This is a genomic window from Methylobacterium sp. J-026 (assembly GCF_022829585.1).
Lineage (GTDB): Bacteria > Pseudomonadota > Alphaproteobacteria > Rhizobiales > Beijerinckiaceae > Methylobacterium.
In genome coordinates this window covers 14,971-39,475 of record NZ_JAKSYC010000313.1, presented here as the reverse complement: position 1 = coordinate 39,475, position 24,505 = coordinate 14,971, and the positions used below count along the sequence as shown (strand labels likewise).

The 24,505-nt window shown below is 69.8% G+C and carries 24 protein-coding genes; 14 read left to right on the top strand and 10 right to left on the bottom strand.

What is annotated here, in order from left to right:
• Nucleotides 1–11 precede the first annotated feature (11 nt).
• Nucleotides 12–1,487, bottom strand: coding sequence for a methyl-accepting chemotaxis protein (locus MKK69_RS26610; RefSeq protein WP_243972957.1), 1,476 nt, complete (start codon nt 1,485–1,487; stop codon nt 12–14).
• 441 nt (nt 1,488–1,928) lie between these two features.
• Between MKK69_RS26610 and MKK69_RS26605 the strand changes: the two genes are divergently transcribed.
• Nucleotides 1,929–2,135, top strand: coding sequence for a SlyX family protein (locus MKK69_RS26605; RefSeq protein ID WP_243972954.1), 207 nt, complete (start codon nt 1,929–1,931; stop codon nt 2,133–2,135).
• A gap of 109 nt (nt 2,136–2,244) precedes the next feature.
• Here the strand turns inward: MKK69_RS26605 and MKK69_RS26600 are convergent, their stop codons facing one another.
• Both MKK69_RS26600 and MKK69_RS26595 read right to left on the bottom strand, forming a co-directional pair.
• On the bottom strand, nt 2,245–3,678 hold the full coding sequence (locus MKK69_RS26600) for an NAD-dependent succinate-semialdehyde dehydrogenase (RefSeq protein ID WP_243972952.1): 1,434 nt from the start codon (nt 3,676–3,678) through the stop codon (nt 2,245–2,247).
• A 101-nt stretch (nt 3,679–3,779) separates the two neighbouring features.
• A complete protein-coding gene (locus MKK69_RS26595; RefSeq protein WP_243972950.1) occupies nt 3,780–4,565 on the bottom strand; it encodes a class II glutamine amidotransferase in 786 nt (261 codons plus the stop codon).
• Between the two features lie 321 nt (nt 4,566–4,886).
• Between MKK69_RS26595 and MKK69_RS26590 the strand changes: the two genes are divergently transcribed.
• The gene (locus MKK69_RS26590) at nt 4,887–5,279 is read left to right on the top strand and encodes a response regulator (protein ID WP_243972948.1); all 393 of its coding nucleotides are present in this window, start codon (nt 4,887–4,889) and stop codon (nt 5,277–5,279) included.
• Nucleotides 5,280–5,442: 163 nt separating this feature from the next.
• Here the strand turns inward: MKK69_RS26590 and rpsU are convergent, their stop codons facing one another.
• Entirely contained in the window at nt 5,443–5,778 is a 336-nt protein-coding gene (rpsU, locus tag MKK69_RS26585) for a 30S ribosomal protein S21 (RefSeq protein ID WP_243972946.1), read from the bottom strand.
• A 221-nt stretch (nt 5,779–5,999) separates the two neighbouring features.
• On the opposite strand from rpsU, the gene MKK69_RS26580 reads away from it, so the two are divergent.
• Both MKK69_RS26580 and MKK69_RS26575 read left to right on the top strand, forming a co-directional pair.
• Nucleotides 6,000–7,046, top strand: a complete 1,047-nt coding sequence (locus MKK69_RS26580) for a threonine aldolase family protein (RefSeq protein WP_243972944.1) — start codon at nt 6,000–6,002, stop codon at nt 7,044–7,046.
• A gap of 111 nt (nt 7,047–7,157) precedes the next feature.
• Complete coding sequence (locus tag MKK69_RS26575) at nt 7,158–8,771, top strand: peptide chain release factor 3 (RefSeq protein WP_243972943.1); 1,614 nt, start codon at nt 7,158–7,160, stop codon at nt 8,769–8,771.
• Between the two features lie 74 nt (nt 8,772–8,845).
• On the opposite strand, the gene MKK69_RS26570 is transcribed toward MKK69_RS26575, so the two are convergent.
• Entirely contained in the window at nt 8,846–9,304 is a 459-nt protein-coding gene (locus MKK69_RS26570; protein ID WP_243972941.1) for a response regulator, read from the bottom strand.
• An 8-nt stretch (nt 9,305–9,312) separates the two neighbouring features.
• A complete protein-coding gene (locus MKK69_RS26565; protein WP_243972937.1) occupies nt 9,313–9,780 on the bottom strand; it encodes a BLUF domain-containing protein in 468 nt (155 codons plus the stop codon).
• Nucleotides 9,781–10,194: 414 nt separating this feature from the next.
• On the opposite strand from MKK69_RS26565, the gene MKK69_RS26560 reads away from it, so the two are divergent.
• The 5 genes from MKK69_RS26560 to MKK69_RS26540 all read left to right on the top strand — a co-directional run bounded on the left by MKK69_RS26560 (nt 10,195) and on the right by MKK69_RS26540 (nt 15,717).
• Nucleotides 10,195–11,478, top strand: a complete 1,284-nt coding sequence (locus MKK69_RS26560) for a flagellar hook protein FlgE (protein ID WP_243972935.1) — start codon at nt 10,195–10,197, stop codon at nt 11,476–11,478.
• Nucleotides 11,479–11,512: 34 nt separating this feature from the next.
• Nucleotides 11,513–13,366, top strand: coding sequence for a flagellar hook-associated protein FlgK (gene flgK, locus MKK69_RS26555; RefSeq protein WP_243972933.1), 1,854 nt, complete (start codon nt 11,513–11,515; stop codon nt 13,364–13,366).
• A gap of 2 nt (nt 13,367–13,368) precedes the next feature.
• Nucleotides 13,369–14,976 (top strand): flagellin, encoded by a 1,608-nt coding sequence (locus MKK69_RS26550; RefSeq protein ID WP_243972932.1) that lies wholly within the window; start codon nt 13,369–13,371, stop codon nt 14,974–14,976.
• Nucleotides 14,977–15,131: 155 nt separating this feature from the next.
• The gene (locus MKK69_RS26545) at nt 15,132–15,392 is read left to right on the top strand and encodes a hypothetical protein (RefSeq protein WP_243972930.1); all 261 of its coding nucleotides are present in this window, start codon (nt 15,132–15,134) and stop codon (nt 15,390–15,392) included.
• A gap of 1 nt (nt 15,393) precedes the next feature.
• A complete protein-coding gene (locus tag MKK69_RS26540; RefSeq protein ID WP_243972928.1) occupies nt 15,394–15,717 on the top strand; it encodes a porin in 324 nt (107 codons plus the stop codon).
• A gap of 10 nt (nt 15,718–15,727) precedes the next feature.
• On the opposite strand, the gene MKK69_RS26535 is transcribed toward MKK69_RS26540, so the two are convergent.
• Genes MKK69_RS26535 through MKK69_RS26525 form a run of 3 tightly spaced genes read right to left on the bottom strand, consistent with a single transcriptional unit; the run spans nt 15,728 to nt 17,710 of the window.
• Entirely contained in the window at nt 15,728–16,201 is a 474-nt protein-coding gene (locus MKK69_RS26535) for a hypothetical protein (RefSeq protein ID WP_243972926.1), read from the bottom strand.
• Nucleotides 16,188–16,544 (bottom strand): rod-binding protein, encoded by a 357-nt coding sequence (locus MKK69_RS26530; RefSeq protein WP_243972924.1) that lies wholly within the window; start codon nt 16,542–16,544, stop codon nt 16,188–16,190. Before MKK69_RS26530 ends, MKK69_RS26535 begins: the two co-directional genes overlap by 14 nt.
• A gap of 26 nt (nt 16,545–16,570) precedes the next feature.
• Entirely contained in the window at nt 16,571–17,710 is a 1,140-nt protein-coding gene (locus MKK69_RS26525) for a flagellar basal body P-ring protein FlgI (RefSeq protein ID WP_243972922.1), read from the bottom strand.
• A gap of 243 nt (nt 17,711–17,953) precedes the next feature.
• Here MKK69_RS26525 and MKK69_RS26520 point away from each other — a divergent pair, with 243 nt between their 5' ends.
• Nucleotides 17,954–18,382 carry a flagellar assembly protein FliX gene (locus tag MKK69_RS26520; protein WP_243972920.1) on the top strand — a complete coding sequence of 143 codons (429 nt, stop codon included), beginning with the start codon at nt 17,954–17,956 and terminating at the stop codon, nt 18,380–18,382.
• 10 nt (nt 18,383–18,392) lie between these two features.
• On the opposite strand, the gene MKK69_RS26515 is transcribed toward MKK69_RS26520, so the two are convergent.
• The gene (locus MKK69_RS26515; protein ID WP_243972918.1) at nt 18,393–19,889 is read right to left on the bottom strand and encodes an ATP-binding protein; all 1,497 of its coding nucleotides are present in this window, start codon (nt 19,887–19,889) and stop codon (nt 18,393–18,395) included.
• A gap of 156 nt (nt 19,890–20,045) precedes the next feature.
• Between MKK69_RS26515 and MKK69_RS26510 the strand changes: the two genes are divergently transcribed.
• The 4 genes from MKK69_RS26510 to dksA all read left to right on the top strand — a co-directional run bounded on the left by MKK69_RS26510 (nt 20,046) and on the right by dksA (nt 24,478).
• On the top strand, nt 20,046–21,293 hold the full coding sequence (locus MKK69_RS26510; RefSeq protein WP_243972916.1) for an Hsp70 family protein: 1,248 nt from the start codon (nt 20,046–20,048) through the stop codon (nt 21,291–21,293).
• 197 nt (nt 21,294–21,490) lie between these two features.
• Entirely contained in the window at nt 21,491–22,864 is a 1,374-nt protein-coding gene (locus tag MKK69_RS26505) for an MBOAT family O-acyltransferase (protein ID WP_243972914.1), read from the top strand.
• Nucleotides 22,865–22,866: 2 nt separating this feature from the next.
• On the top strand, nt 22,867–23,883 hold the full coding sequence (locus tag MKK69_RS26500; RefSeq protein WP_243972912.1) for a hypothetical protein: 1,017 nt from the start codon (nt 22,867–22,869) through the stop codon (nt 23,881–23,883).
• A 175-nt stretch (nt 23,884–24,058) separates the two neighbouring features.
• Nucleotides 24,059–24,478 (top strand): RNA polymerase-binding protein DksA, encoded by a 420-nt coding sequence (gene dksA / locus MKK69_RS26495; protein WP_243972910.1) that lies wholly within the window; start codon nt 24,059–24,061, stop codon nt 24,476–24,478.
• Nucleotides 24,479–24,505 lie beyond the last annotated feature (27 nt).

Here is a 24,505-nt window from a genome sequence, read left to right as displayed (position 1 = left end):
CGGCCGGGCGGTCAGGCCAGGGCCCGCGCCGCTTCGGAGACCTTGCGCACCGATGCGTCCACCGAGGCCGCCGAGGCCGCGATCTCGGTCATCGCCGCGCGCGCGGTCTCGACGCTGTGGGCGGCCGATTGCATGTTCTCGGTGAGGTCGCGGGTCACCGCCGCCTGCTCGGTCACCGCGGACGACACGCTGAGCGTGATCTCGCTGAGCTGCTCGATGGTCGAGCCGATCCCGTCGATGGCGGCCACGGCCCGGGCGGTCTCGGTCTGCACGGCCGCGATCTGGGTGCCGATCTCCCCGGTCGCCCGGGCCGTCTGTTCCGCCAGCGCCTTCACCTCGGCGGCGACCACCGCGAAACCCTTTCCGGCCGCCCCCGCCCGTGCGGCCTCGATCGTGGCGTTCAGCGCGAGGAGGTTGGTCTGGTCGGCGATGGAGCGGATTAGGCTCACGGCGGCGCCGATCCGATCGGCGGCGCCGGTCAGGCCCACGACGATCGCCCCGGCCTCCTCGGCGCGGGTGACGACCTTGTCCACGGAGGATTTCGCCAGGAGCGCGTGGCGGCTCAGCTCCTCGATCGAGGCGGAGAACTCCTCCGAGCCGGCGGCGACCGCCTGCACGTTACGGGCGGTCCGGTCCGAGGCCTCCGCGGTCTCGTCGGCCTGCTGGACGACGCGGCTCATCGAATCCCGGATCGCCGCGATATCCCCGTCGATGACGCGCTGGCCCTCGGCCCGGCGCTGCCGGTCCTCGACCTGCCGCGTCACGTCGGTGGCGAACTTGACGACCGCGCAGGGCTTGCCCTCGGCATCGAGGATCGGGTTGTAGGCGCCGAAGATCCAGACGACGCGGCTGCCCTTGGCGATCCGCCGGAACTCGCCGGCCTGATGGCGCCCCTCCGCGAGGGCCGCCCAGAACGCCGCGTAGTCCGAACTCGCGGCCTCCGCCGGCGGCAGGAACATCCGGTGATGCTGCCCGCGCACCTCCGCGAGGCTGTACCCCATGGTCGAGAGGAAATTCGCGTTGGCATCGGTGATGGTGCCGTCGAGGGTGAAGCGGATCACCGCCTGCGAGCTATTGATGGCCGCGACCTGGCCGGCGAACAGCGCGTTGCGGGTCCGCTCCTCGGTCACGTCCGTGGCGAGCTTCACGACCTTGACCGCCTTCCCGGCGCGGTCGAGGATCGGGTTGTAGGAGCCCTTGATCCAGATAACTCGTCCGGACTTGGTGACCCGGGCGAAATCCCGCACTTCGGGCTTGCCCGCGCGCAGGCGATCCCAGAAGGCGCCATAGTCCGGGCTCGTGCGCTCGGCGTCCGGCACGAACAGGCTGTGGTGGCGCCCGCGGATCTCCGCCAGGGTATAGCCGACGAGATCGAGGAAGATCGCGTTGGCATCCGTGACCTTGCCGTCGAGGTCGAATTCGATCCGTCCGGTGGTCCGGTCAATCGCCGTCAGGGGCGTGTCCGTGCGTAAACCAAACATCGCCATCGCCCGGCCCAATCCGTTATCGTCTTGTCGGCGCATTTTTACGTTAGATAGGTTAACAATTTACAATGCCCGATCTTCAGAAACTGAATACAGCCGGATCGTCAGGTGACGACTCATGCGACCGCGGGCTAGAAACCGCTCTACCGTTCGGGCCGATCCGAGTTCATGACCGCAAATCAGTTTATGATGCGACCCGATAATCTGTAGGTTTGCTGTTCGTGGGACGCAGGGCTTTCGGGCCTCGTCATCGCGCCGGGCTATCGCGGCGGCTCACCGGGGCCCGGCGTCCACGACAGCTCCGTCTCGGACCGGGTCGGAACGCGCCGCATCACCGGCGGCCTCCCCCCACGGCGTGTGGGAAGCCTTGTCAAACGCTTCGCAGCCTGTGAGGCAGCCGGACGCGGTCGCGATCGGCTGACAGGCCTGCACGGGGGATCGGAAATGGACGCGTCAAGCCGGATCGAGCGCCTGGAGATCCGCCTCACCGAGCAGGAGGCGACCATCGAGGATCTGAACCGTACCGTGACCGACCAGTGGCAACAGATCGACCGTCTCGCGCGGCAGATCCAGGGGCTGCGGGATCAGATGGACGAGGCGGCGGCCCGGTCGGCGCCGGGCTTGCCGGAGCCTCCGCCGCCCCATTATTAAAGTTCGTTCCGAACGATGCCTGCCCGCCTTCGGGCGATGCGCCGGCGCCGCACCCGTCACCGGGCGGATGGGCACGGCGCTCAGGGCCTGCCGGAGGCGCGCCGGCGGGTCAGAAATTCGCCTGCGTGACGAACTTGGTCACCAGATAGGCATCGAGCGCCTCGGTGCCGCCCTCGCTGCCGTAGCCGGACTCCTTGACACCGCCGAACGGCGTCTCGGGAAGGGCGAGGCCGTGGTGGTTGATGGAGACCATCCCGCTCTCCACCGTGTTCGAGACCCGGGCCGCCCGCTCGGCCGAGCGGGTGTAAGCGTAGGCCGCGAGCCCGTAGGGCAACCGGTTGGCCTCGGTCAGGGCCTCGTCGTCCTCGGAGAAGCGGTTGATCATCGCGACCGGACCGAACGGCTCCTCGTTCATCATCTGGGCCGTCAGCGGCACCTCGGTGAAGACCGTCGGCTCGAAGAAGTTGCCGCGATTGCCGATGCGCTTGCCGCCGGCCCGCAGGGACGCCCCGGCGGATTCGGCGTCTGCCGTGAGCGCCTCGATCGCCTCGAGCCGGCGCCCGTGAATCAGCGGGCCCATCGTGGTGTCCGGATCGAGGCCGTCGCCGACCTTCGCGCCCTTCGCGTAGCGGGTGAAGCCCTCGACGAACCGGTCGAACACCGAATCGTGCACCAGGAACCGGGTCGGCGAGACGCAGACCTGGCCGGCATTGCGGAACTTGGACGGGGCGAGGACCGACACGGCCTTCTCAACGTCGGCATCGCCGAACACGATCACGGGGGCATGGCCGCCGAGTTCCATGGTCGCGCGCTTCATGTGCTCGCCGGCCAGGGCGGCGAGCTTCTTGCCGACCACCGTCGAGCCGGTGAACGAGATCTTGCGGATCACCGGGTGGGGGATGAGGTAGGCCGAGATCGTCGCCGGGTCACCGTAGACCAGCGAGAGGGCGTCGCCCGGGATGCCGGCATCCAGGAAGGCCCGCACCAGCGCGGCACAGCTCGCCGGCGTGTCCTCGGGGCCCTTCAGGATCACCGTGCAGCCGGTGCAGAGCGCCGCCGAGATCTTGCGGACGGCCTGGTTGATCGGGAAATTCCAGGGTGTGAAGCAGGCCACCGGACCCACCGGCTCGCGCACCACGGCCTGAAGCACGCCGTCGGCGCGGCCGGGGATGACACGGCCGTAGGCGCGCTTCCCCTCCTCGGCGAACCAGTCGATGATATCGGCCGCCGCCAGGGTCTCGATGCGCGACTCGGCCAGGGGCTTGCCCTGCTCCTGGGTCATGATCCGGGCGATCTCGTCGACCCGGGCGCGCAGCAGGTCGGCGGCCTTGCGCATCACCTTGCCGCGCTCGAAGGGCGCCACCTTCCGCCAGATCGGGAAGGCGCGGGCCGCGGCTTCCAGGGCCTCGTCGAGATCCGCCGTGCCGGCCACCGCGCATTGGCCGATCGTCTCGCCGGTGGCGGGATTCAGGACCGCCAGCGTCTCCCGTTCGACACCCGCACGCCAGCGTCCGGCGATGTGAAGCTCGGTATCCGGATACATCGATCGTTTCCCGCCCGGCCGCACGCGCGGCCCCAGCCGGAATGTGGCCTTTTGGCGCGCCCGGGCAATGCCTGTGGCGGCATGGCTGGGGCGGCGGTCATTCAGGCTGCGGCGCGGGTCCGCTCGGGCACGTCCACGACGGTCGCGGTTCCGTGGCGGGCGCGCAGCGTCGCGCCCTTCGGCACGATCTGCCAGCCCTCGCGGCAGCCGTCGATCGGCTCGGAGACGACGACGATCCCGCCCGGTCCCTCGCGATAATACAGGCTCGGCGGCCGGCCGTCGCAGGCCCAGCGATAGGCTGTGAGCGTCTCGCCGTCGGTGAGCAGGGCCGTGAAGCGCAGCGGCTCGCAGACATTGGCGGCGTCCATCAGGTCGCGGACGGATTTGAGCGTCCGCGCCATGGCGCCGACGGGGTCCTCGGCCAGCCCGTTGGCCAGCGCCAGGAGGAAGATCGCCTCGGAATCGGTGCTGCCCCGGCGGTGGTCGTAGAACGCGTCCGGGATCAGCGCCTCGAGCCTGCGCTTGATCCGGTGATAGCCGCCGATCTGGCCATTGTGCATGAACAGGTGCCGGCCGTAGGCGAAGGGATGACAGTTCGCCCGGGCGGTCGCGGTGCCCGTGGAGGCGCGGACATGCGCGAAGAAAGTTCGCGCCCGCACCTGCCCGCACAGGTTCACCAGGTTCTCGTCCGACCAGGCCGGTGAGATGTCCCGATACACGCCCGGTTCCGGCCGCTCGGCGTACCAGCCGATCCCGAACCCGTCGCCGTTGGTCTCGGTCTTCCCCTCGTCGGCATGCAGCGACTGGTGCACCAGCGAATGGGTCGGTGCGCAGACGAGGTCGGAGAGGAAGACCGGCTCACCGCTGTAGGCGAGGAAACGGCACATGTTGGTCGGTGATCCTTCAGCTTCAGCCCGCGCTGGATCCGGTGGCCTGTCCCGCCGGGGTGGAGACGTTCCGTCGCAGGAGGTTAACAGTCGGTCCACATCGGTGAACAGGGTCTTAACTGCCGGTCCGGTGCGCCAAATTCGGGCGTTCCGCTCGAAATCGGCACCGCCTGACCGCGAGGCAGGCATGCCCGCCAGACGGCGCCGGACTCTTGTGAGCCGGCTCCTGACAGGTCAGCATGGCCGAATCGGGGAATCAGAAGCCTGCCGGAGCAGGCCGTGCCCCGTCGCGGGGCAATGGACCGACAGCAGGAGATTTTCATGGATCGCGCACAGGCCGAATGTTCCAATCCCGTCGCCCTCGTCGTCGAAGACGACGCGTCGGTCCGCGACCTCGCGACGGCGGTGCTGGAAGAAACGGAACTCGGCGTGATCGCCTGCGAGAGCGCCGAGGCGGCGCTCTCGGTGCTGGAGCGCTCGGACGTCACCGTGGCTTTGCTCTTCGCGGATGTGCGCCTGCCGGGGGCGATGGACGGGGTGTCCCTCGCGCAGGCCGTGGGCCGCCGCTGGCCGGATGTCCGCGTGGTCGTGACGTCCGGGGCGAGCCGGGACGCGCGCCTGCCCGATCAGGCGGTGTACATGCAGAAGCCCTGGCGCGCGCTCGACGTGCTGGTTCAGGCCGAGCACGCGACGATGGCCGCCAAGGCCGCCTGAGCGGCGTGGGGGGCAGCGTCCCCCCATAACCGTAGCCGTTCAGGTCGCGGCGCGAGACGGTCAACCCGCCTTTCGAGGACCCGCGCGGGCCTCTCTGGCCTGGCGCACATGAAAAAGCCCGGTCGCTCGCGCGCCGGGCCTTTCCAAATCGATGCGGCGTCGCTCAGGCGGCGGGAGCGGGGCTCACCGGCAGCTGACCGGCGGCGTTGCCGCCCTGCGGGCCGGCGGCGGACGGCGACGGGAAGCCGGGGCGGCGGCTGCCGGCCGGGAAACGGGGCTTCGGCTTCGGCGCGGCGATCAGGCCCTCGCGGATCGCGGTCTTGCGGGCCTGCTTGCGGGCGCGGCGGACGGCCTCGGCCTTCTCGCGAGCCTTGCGCACGGACGGCTTCTCATAAGCCTTGCGCTGCTTCATCTCGCGGAAGATGCCCTCGCGCTGCATCTTCTTCTTGAGGACGCGAAGCGCTTGATCGACGTTGTTGTCGCGAACGAGTACCTGCAACGGACTTGATCCTCTGGACCTGGATTTGGGGCTCGCGCGGCCCGCCGCCGATCTGGAAACCGACAACGTCCCTCGCCCGGGATGAACCCGGGAGGGACGGGAACGTCGGTTTCCGAATCGGCGTGGAGCCCACGCCTTGGCGAAGCTACTACACCAAGCGCGCACCAGTTCCAACCTGTCCGCGCGGTCGATCTTCGGCGCTGCCGTGGTAGGTTGCCAGAATGAGACACGACGACTCGCAGCAATTCGCCAGCGACAATTATTCCGGCATCTGCCCGGAGGCCTGGGCCGCCATGGAGGCGGCCAATCGCGGCCACGCGCCGGCCTACGGCGAGGATGCCTGGACGCAGCGCGCCGCGGACGCGTTCCGCCACCTGTTCGAGACCGCGTGCGAGGTGTTCTTCGCGTTCAACGGCACCGCCGCCAACGCCCTCGCGCTCGCCGCCCTGTGCCAATCCTATCACAGCGTGATCTGCGCCGACTCGGCCCATGTCGAGACCGACGAGTGCGGCGCGCCGGAGTTCTTCTCGAACGGCTCGAAGCTCCTGACCGTCCGGACCGAGGGCGGCAAGCTCACCCCCGAGGCGATCCGCGGACTCGCCACGAACCGCAGCGACATCCACTTCCCCCGGCCGCGGGTGGTGACGATCACGCAGCCCACCGAGACCGGCCAGGTCTACAGCCTCGCCGAGCTGCGGGCGCTCTCCGAGACCTGCCGCGCCCTGGGCCTCGCCCTCCACATGGACGGCTCCCGCTTCGCCAATGCCTGCGCGAGCCTCGGATGCAGCCCGGCCGACATGACCTGGCGGTCCGGCGTGGACGTCCTGTGCTTCGGCGGCACCAAGAACGGCATGCATGCCGGCGAGGCCGTGGTGTTCTTCGATCGCCGGCTCGCGGAGGATTTCGGCTACCGCTGCAAGCAGGCGGGCCAGCTTGCCTCCAAGATGCGTTTCCTCGCGGCGCCCTGGGTGGGCATGCTGGAGAGTGGCGCGTGGCTGCGGAACGGGGCGCACGGCAATGCCTGCGCCCGGCGCTTCGCCGAAGCCGTGGCCGGGCTTCCGGGGGTGCGGGCGCTGTTTCCCGTCGAGGCCAACGCGGTCTTCCTGACCATGCCGGCCGCCACCATGGAGGGCCTGCGCGCCCGGGGCTGGCGGTTCTACACCTTCATCGGCGGCGGGGCGCGGTTCATGTTCGCCTGGGACGCCGAGCCGGAGCGGGTGGACCAACTCGTCGCCGACCTGCGGGCCCTCGCGGCCGAGGCGGCCTGACCGCCCGCGGTTCTTTGCCAATACGGGGGCTTGCCGCTACAGGATCGCAAGAGCCGCGCGCGCCCTGTGACGCCGCGCGGCCCAGACCCGCCGACCCAGAGCGTTCGCTCCATGCTGATGCAGACCAAGACCGAAGCGAAGCCGGCCGATCCGGTTTCGCGGCGGCGTACCTTCGCGATTATCTCTCACCCGGACGCGGGCAAGACCACGCTCACCGAGAAGCTGCTGCTGTTCGGGGGCGCGATCCAACTCGCCGGCGAGGTCAAGGCCAAGCGCAACCGGGTCTCGACCCGCTCCGACTGGATGGGGATCGAGAAGGAGCGCGGCATCTCGGTGGTCACCTCGGTGATGACCTTCGAGTACGGCGATTGCGTCTTCAACCTGCTCGACACGCCCGGCCACGAGGACTTCTCGGAGGACACCTACCGGACGCTGACGGCGGTCGATTCGGCCGTCATGGTGATCGATGCGGCCAAGGGCATCGAGGCGCGCACGCGAAAGCTGTTCGAGGTTTGCCGGCTGCGCGACATCCCGATCGTCACCTTCGTCAACAAGCTCGACCGTGAGGCCCGCGATCCGTTCGAATTGCTGGACGAGATCGAGAAGACGCTGGCGCTGGATGTCGCTCCGGTGACCTGGCCGATCGGCACCGGCCGGAACTTCTCCGGGACCTACGAACTCGGCGCCAACCGGGTCCGCCGCCTCGACGCGGCCGAGGATGCCGGCATGGTCGCGGTGTCCGGCCCGGACGACCCGCTGTTCGATGAACTGCTGACCGAGAACGGCGCCGCCGCTGCGTGGCGCGAGGAGGTGGAACTCGCCGAGGGCGGCCTCAAGCCGTTCGACCTCGACGCGTTCCGCGAGGGACACCTGACGCCGGTGTTCTTCGGTTCGGCCCTGCGCAATTTCGGCGTGCGCGACCTCATCGACGGGCTCGCCAAGGTGGCGCCGCCGCCCCGGGGCCAGGATGCCGACAAGCGCCTCGTGGAGCCCGGCGAGCCGCGCATGACCGGCTTCGTGTTCAAGATCCAGGCGAATATGGACCCGAACCACCGGGACCGCATCGCCTTCATGCGGGTCTGCTCGGGCAAGCTCAGCCGGGGCATGAAGGCCCGGCTCGTGCGCACGGGCAAGCCGATCTCGCTCTCGGCGCCGCAATTCTTCTTCGCCCAGGATCGGGCCATCGCCGACGAGGCGTTCGCCGGCGACGTCGTCGGCATCCCGAACCACGGCACGCTGCGGATCGGCGACACGCTCACCGAGGGCGAGGACATCGTGTTCCGCGGCGTACCGAGCTTCGCCCCCGAGATCCTGCGCCGGATCAAGCTGACCGACGCCATGAAGGCCAAGAAGCTGCGCGAGGCCCTGCAGCAGATGGGCGAGGAGGGCGTCGTCCAGGTGTTCATCCCGCAGGACGGCAGCCAGGCGATCGTCGGCGTGGTCGGCGCCCTCCAGCTCGACGTGCTGAAGGAGCGGCTCCAGGCCGAGTACGGCCTGCCGGTGGATTACGAGACCTCGCGGTTCTCGGTGTGCCGCTGGATCGAGTCGGATTCCGAGATCGAGCTCGACAAGTTCGTGGACAGCCACGGCTCGGCCATGGCCAAGGACCTCGACGGGGCCCCGGTCTTCATGGCGACCACCGCGTTCTCCCTCCGCTACGAGGAGGAGCGCTACCCGGCGGTGCGCTTCACCGACGTGAAGGATTACCAGAAGCGGGCGGCGTGAGGCGGAGGGGCGCCTGATCCATTCTCCGACCTCATCCTGAGGTGGTGAATGGGAGAATCGACGTCTCGGCTCGGTCAGAACTTCCCCAGCATCGGGAATTCCACGCTCAAGGTCGATTCGGCCGCCATCGGCGCCTCGCGCTTGCGCGGCTTGCGGTTGAGCACCTGCTTCAGCTTGGTCTTCAGCACCGCCATGTCGAAGGGCTTGAGGATGAAGGCGTCCGCCCCCGCCTGATGGGCGAGGTTGATGTCCTCGAAGTCGAAGGACGATTCGGTGAGCATGAACGGCGTGTTCATCAGCGCGTCGTCGGCGCGGATCTCGCGCAGGAGGCTGATCCCGTCCATCGGCTCCATGTCGAGGTCGGAGATCACCAGGGCGTAGCGGCGCTGCCGCAGGCGTTCCAGCGCCTCGGGGGCGCTGGTGACGCCCTCCACGTCCGGGAAACCGATGCGGGTCATCAGCATCACGATGAGCCGCAGGAGCTTCTCCTGGTCGTCGACGATGAGGATCGGGGGCGTATCGCTCTCGGACATCGCTCGGCTCAGACGAAGAGGTGATCGATGCCCTGGCGGGACATCGCGTCGGATTGGAGCGCCAGGCAGAGCCCGTGGATCGCCGAGGCCTTCGGTGTGCCGCGCTGGAGCATGGGCAGCAGATTGGCCTTGGCGAACAGGGTGTCGTTGCCCGCGCTCCGCTGGGCGCTCTTGAAGGAATGGACGAATTCGCGCTTGGCGATCTCCCGCCACTCGCTGATCTGGACGTCGCGATGGCGGCTGTCGGCGCTGACCCGGTCGAAGGTCTCATGCACCGACGAGCGCTCGCCCTCGATCACCTGACAGGCGAAGTTGCCCTCGATCACCAGGAAGCTCGTGATCACCGCGAACTCGTTCTTCTTCTGGGCGATGCGGCCGATCTCGCCGATCTGCTCGGACCGCTTGGCGGGATCCGACGACAGGTTCATCCGCGAGAAGTAGATGATGTGGACGAGGCTCGTCCGTTTCGCCCGCATGATCCCGAGACCCGAAAGCCGTACCCGTCAAGCACTTTCGGGCAGGACGCGCTGCGCCCGATCCCTGCCCGGACCCGCCGCATCATCCCGGATACCGCACCCGGGACGATTCGCCAGCCTGTTGCGATCGCATCATCCGTGTCCGAAGGCCTGTGGCCACCGTCCGGGATGATGCTCTAGCCCGCCTGCGACCTTCGCATGGGTTCGGATAACGTGCCGTAAACGCCGGAAAACCCCGAGCCGGGCCGGGGACGCCCCGGCGCGGCAGAATTTGCCGGCCCGGTCCGTCCGGGCGGCCAAGGCTGCCGGGCCAAGCCGGAGCCAATCGTGGTTTGTCAGGGACTTAGTGATGGCACGGCGGTTGCGGCCATCCGGATCTGCGGGCCGCGATGGCGCGCATCGGGATCGCTCGCCATGGATCTTTTTTCCGCCCTGCAGACCTCGGTCTCCGGACTGCAGGCGCAGTCCTACGCCATCAGCAACATCTCCGGGAACATCGCCAACTCGCAGACGACCGGTTTCAAGCGCGTCGACACCAGCTTCGTCGACCTGATGTCCGAGACGACCCCCAAGCGTGAGGTCGCCGGCTCGGTTCTGGCCCAATCGCAGCTGACGAACACGATCGCCGGCAACGTCGTCTCGACGACCGTGCCGACCAACATGTCGATCAGCGGGACGGGCTTCTTCACGGTGGCGCAGAAGACCGGGGACGCCAACGGCGCCGCGACCTTCAGCGGGACGAACGCCTACACGCGGCGCGGTGACTTCGCTCCCACCGCCGACGGGCACCTGATGAACGGGGCCGGCGGCTACCTGACCGGCAACAACCTCGATCCGATCAGCGGCCAGGTCACCTCGTCCGGACCGATCGTGATCGGCAATCCGACCCTCCCGGCACAGCCGACGACCACCATCACCTACGCGGCCAATCTCCCGGCAACGCCGACGACGAGTTCGACCGCCGATCCGGCCAACAGCATCGCCGGTCCGTCGCTGACGGCCTATACCGCGTCCGGAGCGCCGGTCACGATCAACATGCGCTGGGTCCAGACGACGCCAAATGGCAACGGAACGGATTCCAGCTGGAACCTACTGTACAACAGCAGCGCCACCAGCACACCGAACTGGACCGATACCGGCCAAGCGTTCACCTTCGATTCGACGGGCAAGATGACCTCGCCCACCGGCACTGTGGCCGATCCGACCAGCATCACCGTCGATCTGAGCAACAAGACGATCTCCGGATACACGTTTCCGAAGCTTTCGCTCGATCTGTCCGGCGGACTGACCCAATACGCCGACGCGAGCGGCGCCGTCACCACCAACGCGCTCAGTCAGAACGGCAGCACCGCGGGCACGCTGACGAGCGTCGCGGTCGGCACCGACGGCAAGATCAACGGGACCTTCTCGAACGGGGCCGTGAAGGCGCTCGCCAATGTCGGGATCGTCCAGTTCGCCGATCCGGACGGGCTCAAGGCCGATACGAACGGCAATTACCTGCAGACGGCCGATTCCGGCCCACCGCTGGCGGGCCTCGACGGCAGCACCATCACCGGTGCGAGCATCGAGCAATCCAACACGGACATTGCGACCGAATTCTCTAAGATGATCGTAACCCAGCAGGCCTATTCTGCAAACACGCGCGTCATGTCGACGGCCCAGACCATGATGTCTGACCTGCTCAACGTGATCCGGTAGGTTGCATCGCAGGGAGCGCTGAGGAGGCTTCGACATGTCGCTGAACGCGCTCTCCAATGCGACCGCCGGGCTTGCGGCCACGCAGGCGGCGATCAACGTCGTCTCGCTGAACGTCGCCAATGCCGGGACGGCCGGCTACGTCAAGCGGACGCTCACGCCGGTCGCCACCGGGACCAACAACCTGGGGGTCGCTGCCGGGACGGTCACCCGAAGCTTCGACGCCGCCGCCCTGAACCAACTCCGCCTGGAGACGTCCGGCGCCGCCTATACCAGCACGAAGGCCAGCATCGGCTCTCAGCTCGACGCCCTCTACGGAACCCCCGGCAGTGCGACGGCCCTCGACGGCACGCTGAACACCTTCACGCAGTCGCTGCAGCAACTCGCCGCCAATCCGACCTCCGCGGCGGCCCGGACGACCGTCCTCGGCAACGCGACGGCACTGGCCGGTCAGATCAACAGCGCCGCCAACACGGTGCAGACCCTGCGCACCGGGATCGAGGCGCAGCTCGGAACCGACACGACTTCGGCCAGCGCGCTCCTCTCGAACATCGCGAAACTCAACACCAAGATCCAGAACACCACGGACAGCACGTCGGTCGCCGACCTGCAGGACCAGCGCGACCAGGCGATCAACAGCCTGTCGAGCTACATGGATGTCAAAGCCACGCCGCAGAGCGACGGCACGGTCACCGTCCTCACCCAGTCGGGCGCCACCCTGGTCGATCGCGGCAACGCGGCGACCCTGAGCTTCGATGGCCGCGGCACGCTCAGCGCGAACTCGTCCGCCACGTCCACGCCGCGCTCGGTCGGCACGATCACCGCCACGCTGCCGGGTGGCGGCAAGATCGATCTCGGCGAGCCCGGCGTGCTGCGCTCCGGAAGCCTCGCCGCCCAGCTCGAGCTGCGCGATCAGACCCTGCCGCAGGCGCAGCGCCAGCTCGACGACCTCGCCGCCGGCCTGGCAAGTTCGCTGACCGACAAGACCGTGACCGGGACCTCGGACGGGACCTCGGCGACGATCGACCCGACCGGGATGAAGGCCGGCAACACGATCACCATCCCGGTGACGGTGAACGGGGCGGTCCGCAACGTCATCCTGATCGCGTCCGACGCCAATGCCACGTCGGTCCCCGCGAGCGAGACCAACGATTCCACCGCCCTGGTGCAGACCTTCAAGATCCCCAGCGGGACGGCGACCTACGCCGACTCGATCAATGCGGCGCTGGGCAATCTCAATCTGGGATTGAACGCGACGATGACCGGCAGTTCGGTCACGATCGGGCCCGCGTCCGGGAACACACCCGCGGTGACCGCGGCCACCGCCAACGTCACCGCGGTTTCCGCCACCGACCTGTATACCGGCAACCCGTCGCTGGCCCTGTTCGTCGACGGCGCGAACAACGCGGTCTACACCGGCAGCTTCGACGGCGGCTCGAAGCTCACCGGATTCGCGCAGCGCATCGCGGTCAACCCGACCCTGTCCGGCGACACGGCGGCGCTCTCGGCCGCGGCGAGCTCGACGAGCGCGGCCAACACGAACGCGTCCGGCACACGGGCGCAGCAGCTCTACGCGGCGCTGACCTCCACCCAGCAGACCTTCTCGTCGTCGAGCGGCATCGGCGGGGTCTCGGCGCCCTACAGCGCCACCGTGGCGGGTTTCGCGCAGGACATCATCGCCGCGCAGGGGGCCGCCTCCGCCAATTCGACGGCCATCGATTCCAGCCAGCAGACCGCGCTCTCCACCGCGCAGAGCCGGTTCTCGGCCGGGGCCGGGGTCAATATCGATCAGGAGATGTCGAACCTGATCGCCCTGCAGACCGCCTACGGCGCCAATGCCCGCGTGCTGACCGCGGCCCGCGACATGCTCAACCAGCTGCTGCAGATCTGATCATGACCACGATCGCCCCCTTCGCGGCCGGCTCTTACCTGACGACCCGGAACGCCGCGCAGCTCACGACCCTGAAGAACCAGCTCAACGACCTGTCGAACCAGGTCTCGAGCGGACAGGTGTCGCAGACCTACGGCGGCCTCGGTTCCGGGCGTTCGACGGCCCTCGGCGCCCAGGCGACGTTGAGCGCGCTCGGCGGCTACGCGGCCGGCATCACGGCCGGCCAGACGCGGACGAACCTCGCGGTGACGAGCCTCACCCAGGTCGCGACCCTCGGGACGAGTGCCAGCCAGACCCTGAACAACGGTCTGCAGAGTGTGGCGACCAGTTCGGTCTCGGGCCGCTCGACCGCGTTGGGGGACCTGCAGACGGCGCTCGATGCGCTCAACCAGTCGGCGGCGGGCAACTATCTGTTCGGCGGCGGCGATGCCAGCACCCAGCCGGTGGTCGATGCGGACACGCTCCTCAACGGGACGACCGGCAGCCAGGGCCAAACCGTCGCCGGCCTCTCCGCGGTGATCGCGGAACGGGTCGATGCCGAGGTCGGACCCAACCAGAACGGCCGGCTCACCCAGACGCCGACCCCGTCTTCGTCCAACTCCGGCACCTCGGTGACGGTCACCGACGAGGCGGACAGCCAGACCCGGGGCATGTTCGGCTTCACCCTGGCCGCGGCACCGACGGTGACGGGATCGGCGCTCAGCGCCACCTACACGGCCGCCGCGAGCCCCAGCCCGGCTTCCTTCACCCTCAACCTGACGGCGCAGCCCCAGCCCGGCGACAGCGCGACCATCTCGCTGACGTTGCCGGACGGCACTTCGAAGACCCTCACCCTCAAGGCCGCGACGACAGCGGACGCGACCTCGACCACCAGTTTCGCGATCGGGTCGAGCATCTCCGACACGATGAACAACCTGTCGGCGACCCTGAACAAGGCGCTCAAGGGTCTGGCCAGCGGCACCCTGGCGGTGAACGCCACCGCCGACGCCGCGTCGAGTTTCTTCACGGGCTCGGCGAAAGGCGGCCTGACGGGCTCCGGGATCATGCCCGAGCGCATCCAGTACGATGCCAGCAACAACCCGATCGGCTACCGACCCGCCACCGCGGCCGACACGGTGCTGTGGTATCAGGGCGAGAACACCTACACCGCGTCGAACACCCCGACGTCGGCGCTCGACAGCCAGTCGATCCAGGTCAGCGCGACGTCCAACATCGGCACGGGCGCGCGCGCGATCGATCCGGCGGTACAGAACGTCCTCGCCGGCCTGGCCACGATGGCCTTCGCCCTGCCCACGACCAACGACGACACCACCGGCACGGCTTATCAAACCGTGATGAACCGCGCCGGCGCGTTGCTCTCCTCGACCGACGGCAGTTCCGGCGTCCAGAACACGGTCACCCAGCTCTCGATCGCCGCCGCCCGGCTGACCAACGCCGGCACCACCAACGCGGCCACGCAGAACACCGTGCAGAACACGCTGGACGGGATCGAGCAGGCGCCCACCGAGGAAGTCATCGCCAAGCTCCTCGACGTGCAGAACCGGCTCCAGGCGAGCTACCAGATCACCTCCACGCTCTCAAAGCTCTCGCTGGTCAACTACATCAGCTAAGCCCGGTCCGGTCACGCGCGCTACGATGATCGCGCAGCCGTGTGCGGAAGCGGATCGCCCGCGATCGCCGCAATCTTAGTCTCGCCGCTTTCCCACAGTGAATCGTGGAAACCGGACGCGCCGCCGCTCCGTCGCCCACCCGAGGAGAGGTCCGCATGTCGCCGTCCGAACCTGTCGCACTCGTCCGCGGTCTCGGCGGCGCCCCGCGGATCGGCGCGACCGTCCCGGCCGAGCGGGCGGCCGACACCCCCGTCCCCGGTTGCGGGCGGCTCGACGATCGCGGCATTGCCCTCGACATCCCGCTGCGCGGCTTCGCCCGGCTGCGCGTCCAGAGGCCGGATCCCGACCCGTTCATCGGTGCGGTCGAGGGTTCTATCGATCGGCCGTACCGGCATCCGCCGCGCCGGGCCGCCTGAGATGCGCGGGCGGCTCCAGCCGGTCGCCGCCCTGGCGATGATCCTGTCCCTCGCGGGGTCCGCTCTGGCGATCGACCTGCAGAAGGCGCCGGTCACGCCCGGGCCGGTTCCGTGCCCGTCGAAGGGACCGGGCTTCATCCGCCTGCCGGGTAGCGCTTCCTGCATCCGCGTGTCCGGGCACGTCGCCGCTGGGATGGACCTGCGCACCGGGCACGCCGCCGCGGCGGCCCCCGTCGTCGCCGGCCGCCTCGCCATCGACAACCGCGCCGACACGGATCTCGGCGAGGTGCGGACCTACCTGCGGTTCGGTAACGGCCGGCGCTGAGCGCCGGACCCTACAGGTTCCGCGACAGGACCAGCGGCCCGCTGCGCACGCCGCGCCCGTAGGGGGAGGGGGCCGGACTCTGGCGGCCGTAGCCCGCCGGCATCTGCGCCCGTCCGATCTCCTCCGCGAGCGACTTGATCAGGCCCTCCGACACGGTTTTGGCGCTGGCGAGCACCGTCTGGTTCGCCTCGACGGCCGCGGTGAAACGGCGGTGTGCCGACCGCAGGTTCTCGACCCCGTCCGGATGGAAGCGCTTCAGCGCCACGGCGTTCGCCTTGGCGACCTCCAGCCCCTGCATGTAGGCGCCGGCCAGGGCGGCCTTGGGCTCGGCCGCCGCGATCCCCTCCCGCAGCCGGCCGGCACGGACATGCGCCGCCTCGTCGGCCAGCACCGCCTCCAGCGCGGCCATGTTGGCGAGCACCCCCGCGACCAGCGCCTCCGCGGTGACGCGGTCGGCGACGCGGAGCGGCTCAGCCCGCTGCATGGGTCGTTCCATCGCTCGGTGCTCCCTGCATCTTCATGATCTCATGAAAGACCGAAGCGGCGATACCGACGCCGCCGTTCTTCACGATCTGTCCCGCATATTCCTTGGTCAGCATCGAGCGGTAGACACCGCCGCCGGTGCCGTTCTCGCCGAGGGGGCCGTCGGTCCCCTCCGACTGGGTCAGCCGGTCGAGGCTGGATTCCAGGAACATCGATTCGAACTCGGTCGCGGTCTTCCAGGCCTTGGCCTGGTTGGCGGTCTTGACGATCCCGTCGACCGCCCCCCCGGCGACGGAGGTCCCGACGCTGGCGGCAGCGGCGGTGACGTTGGCGAGTTGCAGCATGGTCGGGCCCTCCACGCTCGGACGCGTCACATCAATTCGATATCGGCCTGCAGGGCGCCGGCCGCCTTGATCGCCTGCAGGATCGAGATCAGGTCGCGGGGGCCGACGCCGAGGGCGTTGAGGCCGTCGACCAGTTCCCGCAGGCTCACGCCCTCCTTGACCAGGGCGAGCTTGTTGCCCTCGCCGGTATCGACCTTCAGCGCGGTGCGCGGCACCACGACGGTGCGGCCGTTGGACAGGGGCGCCGGCTGGCTCACCTGCGGCTGCTCGGTGATCGTGATGGTCAAGTTGCCCTGGGCGATCGCCACCGTGGAGACGTGCACGTCGCGGCCCATCACGATGATGCCGGAGCGCTCATCCACGATCACCCGGGCGGTCTGGTCGGGCTCGACCTTGAGCTGCTCCACCTCGGTGATCAGCCGGATCATGTTGCCGTTGTAGCGGGCCGGGATCTGGATCGTGACGGTGGCGGGGTCCGTGGGCTCGGCCGTATCGGCGCCCATGAAGTCGTTGATCGCTGCGGCGATCCGCTTGGACGTGGTGAAGTCGGGATTGCGCAGCGACAGGCGCAGAGACTTGGCGTCGTTCAGCTTGAAGGCGATCTCGCGCTCGATGTTGGCGCCGTTGGAGATGCGTCCGTTGGTGGGCACGCCCCGGGTGATCTTGGCGGCGGCCCCCTCCGCGGCGAAGCCCGCGATCGCCACCGAGCCCTGCGCCAGGGCGTAGACCTCGCCGTCGGCGCCGAGCAGCGGCGTCACCAGCAGGGTGCCACCCTGGAGCGATTTGGCGTCGCCCAGCGAGGAGACCGTCACGTCGATACGGGTGCCCTGCGCGGCGAAGGGGGGCAGGCTCGCCGTCACCATCACGGCGGCGAGGTTCTGCGTGCGCATCGTGGCCCCGCGGGTGTTGACGCCGAGGCGCTCCAGCATCGCCTGCAGCGATTGCTTGGTGAACGGGATGTTGTTCAGCGTGTCGCCGGTGCCGTTCAGGCCGACGACGATGCCGTAGCCGACGAGTTGGTTCTGGCGCACGCCCTCGATGGAGGCGAGATCCTTGACCCGCGACAGGGCGAGCGCCGGGCCGGACATCGCCGCCAGGAGCAGCACGCCCGCGGCGAGTGCGGCGAGGACCGATCCGATGAGACTGCAGGGGTGGCTCGGGCGCATGCCGGGTTTTTCGAGGGTGAACGGACCTGCCCCCCTCCTGCCAGCGTCGTGCCACCCGAGAATTTCCGGTAAGTCGCTGACAAGAGAGATCATTATCCGGCCGGCATGCCGTGGCCCATCACGATCGACCGGTACCGATGCTGCCGACCCGGCAGCTTCTGCCGGCTTGTTTACCCGCGCTTAACCCTGCGGGCCGAATTTCGAGCCCTGCGCAGGGGCGCTTGGAGCAACGCGAACCGGATCATGCGCGTCGAGACTCGCCAGCCGATCCAGGGCGCGGGCGGCGTCGCCACCCTCCGGCGGACCGAGGGCGGCGCAGGCTTCAGCCTCGGCGCGACCCCCGGTGCCGCCACCGGCGCCGGTGCCCCCGCGGCGGCGGCGACGCTCACCGGCCTGGACGCGGTCCTGCTCCTCCAGACCGAGAGCGAGACGCCGCAGGAGCGGCGGCGTCGCTCGGCCAAGCGCGGTCAGGATCTCCTCGACGGCCTCGACCGGCTGAAGGCCGCCCTGCTGGGCGGCCGGGTCGCGCCGCAGGACTTGAGCGCCATCGCGTCCCGCCTCGCCGAGCGCCCGGGCCCCTCGGGGGATCCGCGGCTCGACGGGCTCATGGCCGAGATCGAGCTGCGTGCGGCGGTGGAACTCGCCAAGCTCGAAAGCCGGCGCAGCGTCTGACCAGGGCGCCTTACCCCGTCCGCCGCTTCGGTCCGGTCGGCAGCATCTGCGGTTCGCCCGGCCCGGTCTCCACGCCGAGATCCGGCACCGCGATGATCGGCGCGCCGCGCAGGTCCTTGCGGGTGACGATGGCGCCGCGCTCCTCCAGATAGGCCAGCATCCGCCGGGCGCGGCCGCCCGAGCTGGTGCCGTAGGCCTCGGCCAGCATGGTGTCGGTGGGGCAGGGCGCGCCCTCGATCGCCGCCCGGGCCACGACCAGAAACAGCCCGGCGAGGTCGTCCGGCAAACCGGCCGCGATCTCCTGGGCGCGCTCCCAGGTGGAATTGTCGGCGACCGCGCCCCCGGCCTCGGCCCGGGCCACCGCGAGCCGGCGCTTGAATTCCGGCAGGCCCATCGTGTCGCCGCGCAGGCGCCGGATCCGGCACCGCACCGTGAAGTCCTGGTAGAGCGTCGCGGGGGTGCAGGCCGCCGCATCGGCATCCGCCAGCACCGAGGCCAGAACCTCGGACAGGGCCGCCTCGCGCGCCTCCGGATCCATCGGCTCCTCCTCCGGCTCCTCCACGGGAACCGGCGGCCGGTAGTTCGCCAGCTGCACCAGCACGTCCGGGGCCGGTGCCGGACGCGGCTTCGGGCGGGGCGCGAAGGGCACCGAGACCTCCTCCGGGCTCGCCGTGAGGATCAGGGACCGGGCGTCCTCCAGCGCGTCGGGCAGGGGGACGAGCACCGGCGAGGAACTCCGGCTCACCGTCTCGGTCGGACCGACCGCGATGGTGAGCGGGCGGCGCGACAGGGCCGGCCCGAGGGCCACGAAATGCCCGCGCGGCAGATCGCGGAACGTCTCGGCCTGCCGGCGCTCCAGTCCCAGGAGGTCAGCGGCGCGGGCCATGTCGATGTCCAGGAAGGTCCGGCCCATCAAAAAATTCGACGCCTCGGCCGCGACGTTCTTGGCGAGCTTGGCGAGGCGCTGCGTGGCGATGATCCCGGCCAGGCCGCGCTTGCGCCCGCGGCACATCAGGTTGGTCATCGCGCCGAGGGAGAGGCGCCGCGCCTCGTCCGAGACCTCGCCGGCGGCGGCCGGGGCGAAGAGCTGGGCCTCATCCACCGCCACCAGCATCGGGTACCAATGGTCCCGGTCGGCATCGAACAGCCCGCCGAGGAACGCGGCCGCGGCGCGCATCTGCCCGTCGGCGTCGAGGTTCTCCAGCGACAGCACCACCGAGACCCGGTGGGTGCGCACCCGCGCGGCGATCCGCTGCAGGGCGGCGTCGTCGCCGTCGGCCTCCACCACGACGTGGCCGTAACGGTCGGCCAGACTGGCGAAATCGCCCTCCGGGTCGATGATCGCCTGCTGCACGAGGCCGGCGCTCTGCTCCAGCAGGCGCCGCAGCAGGTGCGACTTGCCGGAGCCTGAATTGCCCTGCACCAGCAGCCGCGTGGCGAGCAGTTCGGTGAGGTCGAGGAGCGCGGGGCGCTCGCCGGTCAGGCCGAGATCGATGTCGGAACGCATGGCGCCTCATAGCATGCCGGCGCCGGTTCCGGGGCCCCCGCGACGGCGCTGTCCACGCTTCCCGCCATACCAGCCAAGCCGTAGCCGGCCTGGACCCGGACATGGCAGACCTGTAGGCCGCACGGCCCTCCTCGCAATATCCGGATCTCCAACACGATGGCGGCCTGCGGCCTCGATTTCGGCACGTCGAACACCACCCTGGGTCATGCGGGTCCCGACGGGCCGATCCTGCTGCCGCTGGAGGGCGCGCATCGCACGATCCCCAGCGCGATCTTCTTCGAACTCGGCCGTGAGCCGGTGATCGGCCGTGCCGCCACGGCGGCCTATGTGGACGGCCTGTCGGGGCGGCTGATGCGCGGGCTGAAATCCGTCCTCGGCACGCCGCTGATGGACGAGGCGACCCCGGTCGGCCGCCAGCGCCTGCGCCTGCGGGACGTGATCGCCCGCTACCTGACCGCGGTGAAGGCGCGGGCCGAGACGGCCTGCGACGCGCCCCTCGACAGCGTGGTCCACGGCCGCCCGGTCCATTTCGTGGACGGCGACCCGGAGGCCGATCGCCGGGCCGAGGACACGCTGCGCGCCATCGCCCGCGACGTCGGATTCCGCGAGGTCTCGTTCCAGTACGAGCCGATCGCCGCCGCCCTCGACTACGAGCGGCAGGTCCGGTCGGAGGAGATCGCCCTGGTCGCCGATATCGGCGGCGGCACCTCGGATTTCTCCATCGTGCGCCTGTCGCCCGAGCGGAGGCGCCGGGTGGAGCGGGCCGGCGACATCCTGGCCAATGACGGCGTGCGCATCGGCGGCACCGATTTCGACCGGCAGCTCAGCCTCGGCACGGTGATGCCGCTCCTCGGCCTCGGCAGCCCGATGCGCCGGGGCGACCTCGCCGTGCCGAACGCCTACTATCACGACCTCGCCACGTGGTCGGCGATCAACCGCCTCTACAATCAGAAGACCCTGCGCGAGATCGACGAGGTGATCCGCGATTGCGCCCGCCCCGAACTCGTCGCGCGCCTGCGCGAGGCGGTGGAGGGCGAGCGCGGCCATGCCCTGGCGGGGGCGGTGGAGGGCGCCAAGATCGCGGCCTCGGAAGAGGGCGGGACGGAACTCGATCTCGGCCTCGTGGAGCGTGGGCTGTCGGTGCCGGTGGATCGCGCGCGCCTCGCCGCGCAGACGGGCGACCTCGCCCGGGCGGTGGCGGCCCGGATCGGGCGCTGCCTCGTCCAGGCGGAGCTGGCGCCGGAGCGGATCAACGCCCTGTTCCTCACCGGTGGCTCCACCGGCCTGCCGCACCTCCGCGCCGCCCTGACCGCGGCGCTGCCGGCCGCCCGGGTGGTGGAGGGCGACACGTTCGGTTCGGTCGGCCTCGGCCTGACCATCGAGGCGGCCCGGCGCGGGGGGTGATGACGGAGCGGACCCTGTCCCGGGGACGCTTCGGCCGGAACCCGGCCTCTCGGTAGGCGAGCCGGCCCGGGTCATCGAGCTCGATCTGTGACAGGCGGAACCCCGATTGACGCGCCCGCGCCGATCCCCGACAAGGCGGTCCCTCCCGGTCGGAGACAACGGCGGCCCATCCGGCGCCTTCCTCGCCGCCTCGCCCGATGCTGTTCAACTCCTTCGTTTTCCTTCTCGCGTTCTTGCCGGCCGCCCTGGTCCTGCACGGGCTGGTGGCGCGTGCCGCGCCGGCCTGGCGGCTGCCGCTCCTCGTCGGCCTCTCGTTCGTGTTCTACGGCTGGTGGGACATCCGCTTCGTGCCGCTGCTCGCCGGCTCGATCCTGGCGAACTGGAGCGTGGCCCGCCTCTATCGCCGCTGGCCCGGCCGCTGGCTGATCCCGGCGGCCATCGCGGCCAACCTCGCCCTGCTCGGGGTGTTCAAGTATCTCGACTTCTTCGCCGACCTCGCCAACCTGATCCCCGGCCTCGGGGCGCAGCGGCTGGGCCTCGCCCTGCCGCTCGGCATCTCGTTCTTCACCTTCCACCACATCATGTACCTCGCCGACCTCCGGGCCGGCCGGGCGCCCGCCTTCGGGCTGGTGAAATACGCCCTCTACATCGCCTTCTTCCCGCAGGTTCTCGCCGGCCCGCTCGTGCGCTGGAGCGAGATCATGCACCAGTTCGACGCGGCGCCCTACGCCCGGCCGGACGCCGCCGAGCGCTTCAGCCGCGGCCTGATGCTGCTGACGGTCGGCCTCGCCAAGAAGGTGTTCCTCGGCGATCCGCTCGCGGCCTACGTCAATCCGGTGTTCCAGGCCGCCGCTTCCGGCAAGGTCGTCACCGTCGCCGAGGCGTGGCAGGCGACGCTGGGCTTCACCTTCCAGATCTATTTCGACTTCTCCGGCTATACCGACATGGCGCTCGGCATCGCGCTGCTGTTCGGTCTCGTCCTGCCGCAGAACTTTGACGCGCCCTACCGCGCCACGTCCCTGCGCGACTTCTGGCGGCGCTGGCACATGACCCTATCGCGCTTCCTGCGCGATTACCTGTACATCCCGATGGGCGGGAACCGGCACGGGCTGCCGCGCCAGGTCGGCGCGCTCCTGGCCACCATGACGCTCGGCGGGTTGTGGCACGGGGCCGGCCCGACCTTCCTGGCCTGGGGCGGCCTTCACGGCCTCGGCCTCGGCGCCGGCCTGCTGGCCCGCCGCACGCGGCTGGCGATCCCGGCGCCGCTGGGTTGGCTGCTGACCAGCCTGTTCGTGATGCTGACCTGGGTCCTGTTCCGGGCGACGAGCTTCGAGGCGGCGATCCTCCTGTTCAAGGGCCTGTTCGGGCTGGCGCCCCGGGGCTCCGGCTTCAAGTGGCGCACCATCGCGGTCGCCGCCCTCGTCGCCACGGTCGGGCCGACCGCCTGGACGGCGGTCCACCGCCTGCCGCCGCGGCGCCTCCTCGCCTTCGGCTTCGCGCTCCTGTTCGTGATCGTCCTGCTGAAGATCGGCGACGATGCGAACTACGAGTTCATCTACTTCCAGTTCTGAGGATGGCGGCCCCCCGACCCCCCTCGGACCAGGACTGGCGCGGCTTCGCCCGCGCCCTGATCCTATCCGTCTTCGGCGTGTTCGCGGCCTATCTCGCCCTGGCGGTGCTGGTCGATCCCTACGATACCGGCCGCTCGACCCTGCTGTCCCGCGGCGCGGTCCGGCCGCAGGGGCCGCGCACCGCATCGGCCGTGCGCGGGCGCGATCCGGCCTTTACGGGCGCGGTGATCGGCAACTCGCACATCCAGCTCATCGAGCCGGCGACGCTGACCCGGCTCACCGGCATCCCGTTCGTCCAGCTCTCGGTGCCGGCCACCGGTCCGGCGGAGCAGTTCGCACTCCTCGACTGGTATTTGCAGCACCATGCGCGGCCCGCCGCCCTCGTGCTCTCGGCCGACGCGTTCTGGTGCGCGGACGATCCGAGCTTCCCGAGCGAGCATGGGTTTCCCTTCTGGCTGCTCGGCGGCTGGCCCGACTACCTCGGGGGACTCGTGCGCTTCCCGGCCGCGCAGGAGACGATCAACCGCCTCGGCTGGCTCCTGAACCCCCGCCGCAGGAACGCCGCCCCCGATGGCTGGTGGGATTACGAGCGCAACTATCTCGGCCAGGGCTTCGGCATCGATCCCGCTAAGAAGGCCGCCCTGGAGAGGCCCGTAGGCCCCGGGCCCGAGCCGCAGCATGGCGGCCCGTTCCCGATCGCCGGACGGCTCCGGGCGGAGCTCGCGCGGGTCCCCGCCGAGACGCCGGTGGTGGTGGTCTTTCCGCCGGTCTATGCCCGCGCCGAGCCGCCGCCCGGCAGCCCCCGTGCGGTGGCCGAGGCCGCCTGCCGCTCCGAGGTCCGCGCCGCGCTGGCGACGCACCGGTCGAGCACGGTGGTGGATTGGCGCGACGGGCGCCCCGAGGCGGCGGATCCGGACCTGTTCTTCGACCAGACGCATTACCGGCTGGGTCTGGCCCGGCCCCTCACGGCGGAGATCGCCGCCGCGATCGAACGGCTGCGGAGGCCGGTGACAGAGTAAAAGCGCTGTAGCGTGGCTTGTTTGCCGCACGCGGCTGGACAGTGGCGGCGCTTTATGGGCCCCGCTTCCGTGTGCGTTGTCGCGATTGGGCGCCTCGACTATACGGCACCTCACGTTATCGCCGCGCACCGGCCATCCCCTGGTGGGCGGTCTTACGATCCAGCGAGGGTGACGCATGGCGAAGGTGACGCTGGAGGACGGCTACGTCCCGTCCGACGACGAGCCCTTCATGAATGACCGGCAGCGCGAATATTTCCGACGCAAGCTGCTGGGCTGGAAGAATGACATCCTGCGCGAGGCGCAGGACACCCTCGTCGCGCTCCAGACCGAGAACGAGAACCATCCCGACCTCGCCGACCGGGCATCGTCCGAGACGGACCGGGCGATCGAGCTGCGGGCGCGGGACCGGCAGCGCAAGCTCACCGGCAAGATCGATGCGGCCCTCGCCCGGCTGGAGGATGGCTCCTACGGATTCTGCGAGGAGACCGGCGAACCGATCTCGCTGCGCCGCCTCGATGCCCGGCCGATCGCCACCATGTCCCTCGAAGCCCAGGAACGGCACGAGCGCCGGGAGCGGGTCTATCGCGACGATTAACCGAGCTGCTCCGCCGCCATCCGGAGC

Bases quoted from the DNA above. Each gene is read 5' to 3' on its own strand.
- MKK69_RS26610 (WP_243972957.1), bottom strand. From the start codon at position 1,487: ATGGCGATGTTTGGTTTACGCACGGACACGCCCCTGACGGCGATTGAC.
- MKK69_RS26605 (WP_243972954.1), top strand. From the start codon at position 1,929: ATGGACGCGTCAAGCCGGATCGAGCGCCTGGAGATCCGCCTCACCGAG.
- MKK69_RS26600 (WP_243972952.1), bottom strand. From the start codon at position 3,678: ATGTATCCGGATACCGAGCTTCACATCGCCGGACGCTGGCGTGCGGGT.
- MKK69_RS26595 (WP_243972950.1), bottom strand. From the start codon at position 4,565: ATGTGCCGTTTCCTCGCCTACAGCGGTGAGCCGGTCTTCCTCTCCGAC.
- MKK69_RS26590 (WP_243972948.1), top strand. From the start codon at position 4,887: ATGGATCGCGCACAGGCCGAATGTTCCAATCCCGTCGCCCTCGTCGTC.
- MKK69_RS26580 (WP_243972944.1), top strand. From the start codon at position 6,000: ATGAGACACGACGACTCGCAGCAATTCGCCAGCGACAATTATTCCGGC.
- MKK69_RS26575 (WP_243972943.1), top strand. From the start codon at position 7,158: ATGCTGATGCAGACCAAGACCGAAGCGAAGCCGGCCGATCCGGTTTCG.
- MKK69_RS26570 (WP_243972941.1), bottom strand. From the start codon at position 9,304: ATGTCCGAGAGCGATACGCCCCCGATCCTCATCGTCGACGACCAGGAG.
- MKK69_RS26565 (WP_243972937.1), bottom strand. From the start codon at position 9,780: ATGCGGGCGAAACGGACGAGCCTCGTCCACATCATCTACTTCTCGCGG.
- MKK69_RS26560 (WP_243972935.1), top strand. From the start codon at position 10,195: ATGGATCTTTTTTCCGCCCTGCAGACCTCGGTCTCCGGACTGCAGGCG.
- flgK (WP_243972933.1), top strand. From the start codon at position 11,513: ATGTCGCTGAACGCGCTCTCCAATGCGACCGCCGGGCTTGCGGCCACG.
- MKK69_RS26550 (WP_243972932.1), top strand. From the start codon at position 13,369: ATGACCACGATCGCCCCCTTCGCGGCCGGCTCTTACCTGACGACCCGG.
- MKK69_RS26545 (WP_243972930.1), top strand. From the start codon at position 15,132: ATGTCGCCGTCCGAACCTGTCGCACTCGTCCGCGGTCTCGGCGGCGCC.
- MKK69_RS26540 (WP_243972928.1), top strand. From the start codon at position 15,394: ATGCGCGGGCGGCTCCAGCCGGTCGCCGCCCTGGCGATGATCCTGTCC.
- MKK69_RS26535 (WP_243972926.1), bottom strand. From the start codon at position 16,201: ATGCAGCGGGCTGAGCCGCTCCGCGTCGCCGACCGCGTCACCGCGGAG.
- MKK69_RS26530 (WP_243972924.1), bottom strand. From the start codon at position 16,544: ATGCTGCAACTCGCCAACGTCACCGCCGCTGCCGCCAGCGTCGGGACC.
- MKK69_RS26525 (WP_243972922.1), bottom strand. From the start codon at position 17,710: ATGCGCCCGAGCCACCCCTGCAGTCTCATCGGATCGGTCCTCGCCGCA.
- MKK69_RS26520 (WP_243972920.1), top strand. From the start codon at position 17,954: ATGCGCGTCGAGACTCGCCAGCCGATCCAGGGCGCGGGCGGCGTCGCC.
- MKK69_RS26515 (WP_243972918.1), bottom strand. From the start codon at position 19,889: ATGCGTTCCGACATCGATCTCGGCCTGACCGGCGAGCGCCCCGCGCTC.
- MKK69_RS26510 (WP_243972916.1), top strand. From the start codon at position 20,046: ATGGCGGCCTGCGGCCTCGATTTCGGCACGTCGAACACCACCCTGGGT.
- MKK69_RS26505 (WP_243972914.1), top strand. From the start codon at position 21,491: ATGCTGTTCAACTCCTTCGTTTTCCTTCTCGCGTTCTTGCCGGCCGCC.
- MKK69_RS26500 (WP_243972912.1), top strand. From the start codon at position 22,867: ATGGCGGCCCCCCGACCCCCCTCGGACCAGGACTGGCGCGGCTTCGCC.
- dksA (WP_243972910.1), top strand. From the start codon at position 24,059: ATGGCGAAGGTGACGCTGGAGGACGGCTACGTCCCGTCCGACGACGAG.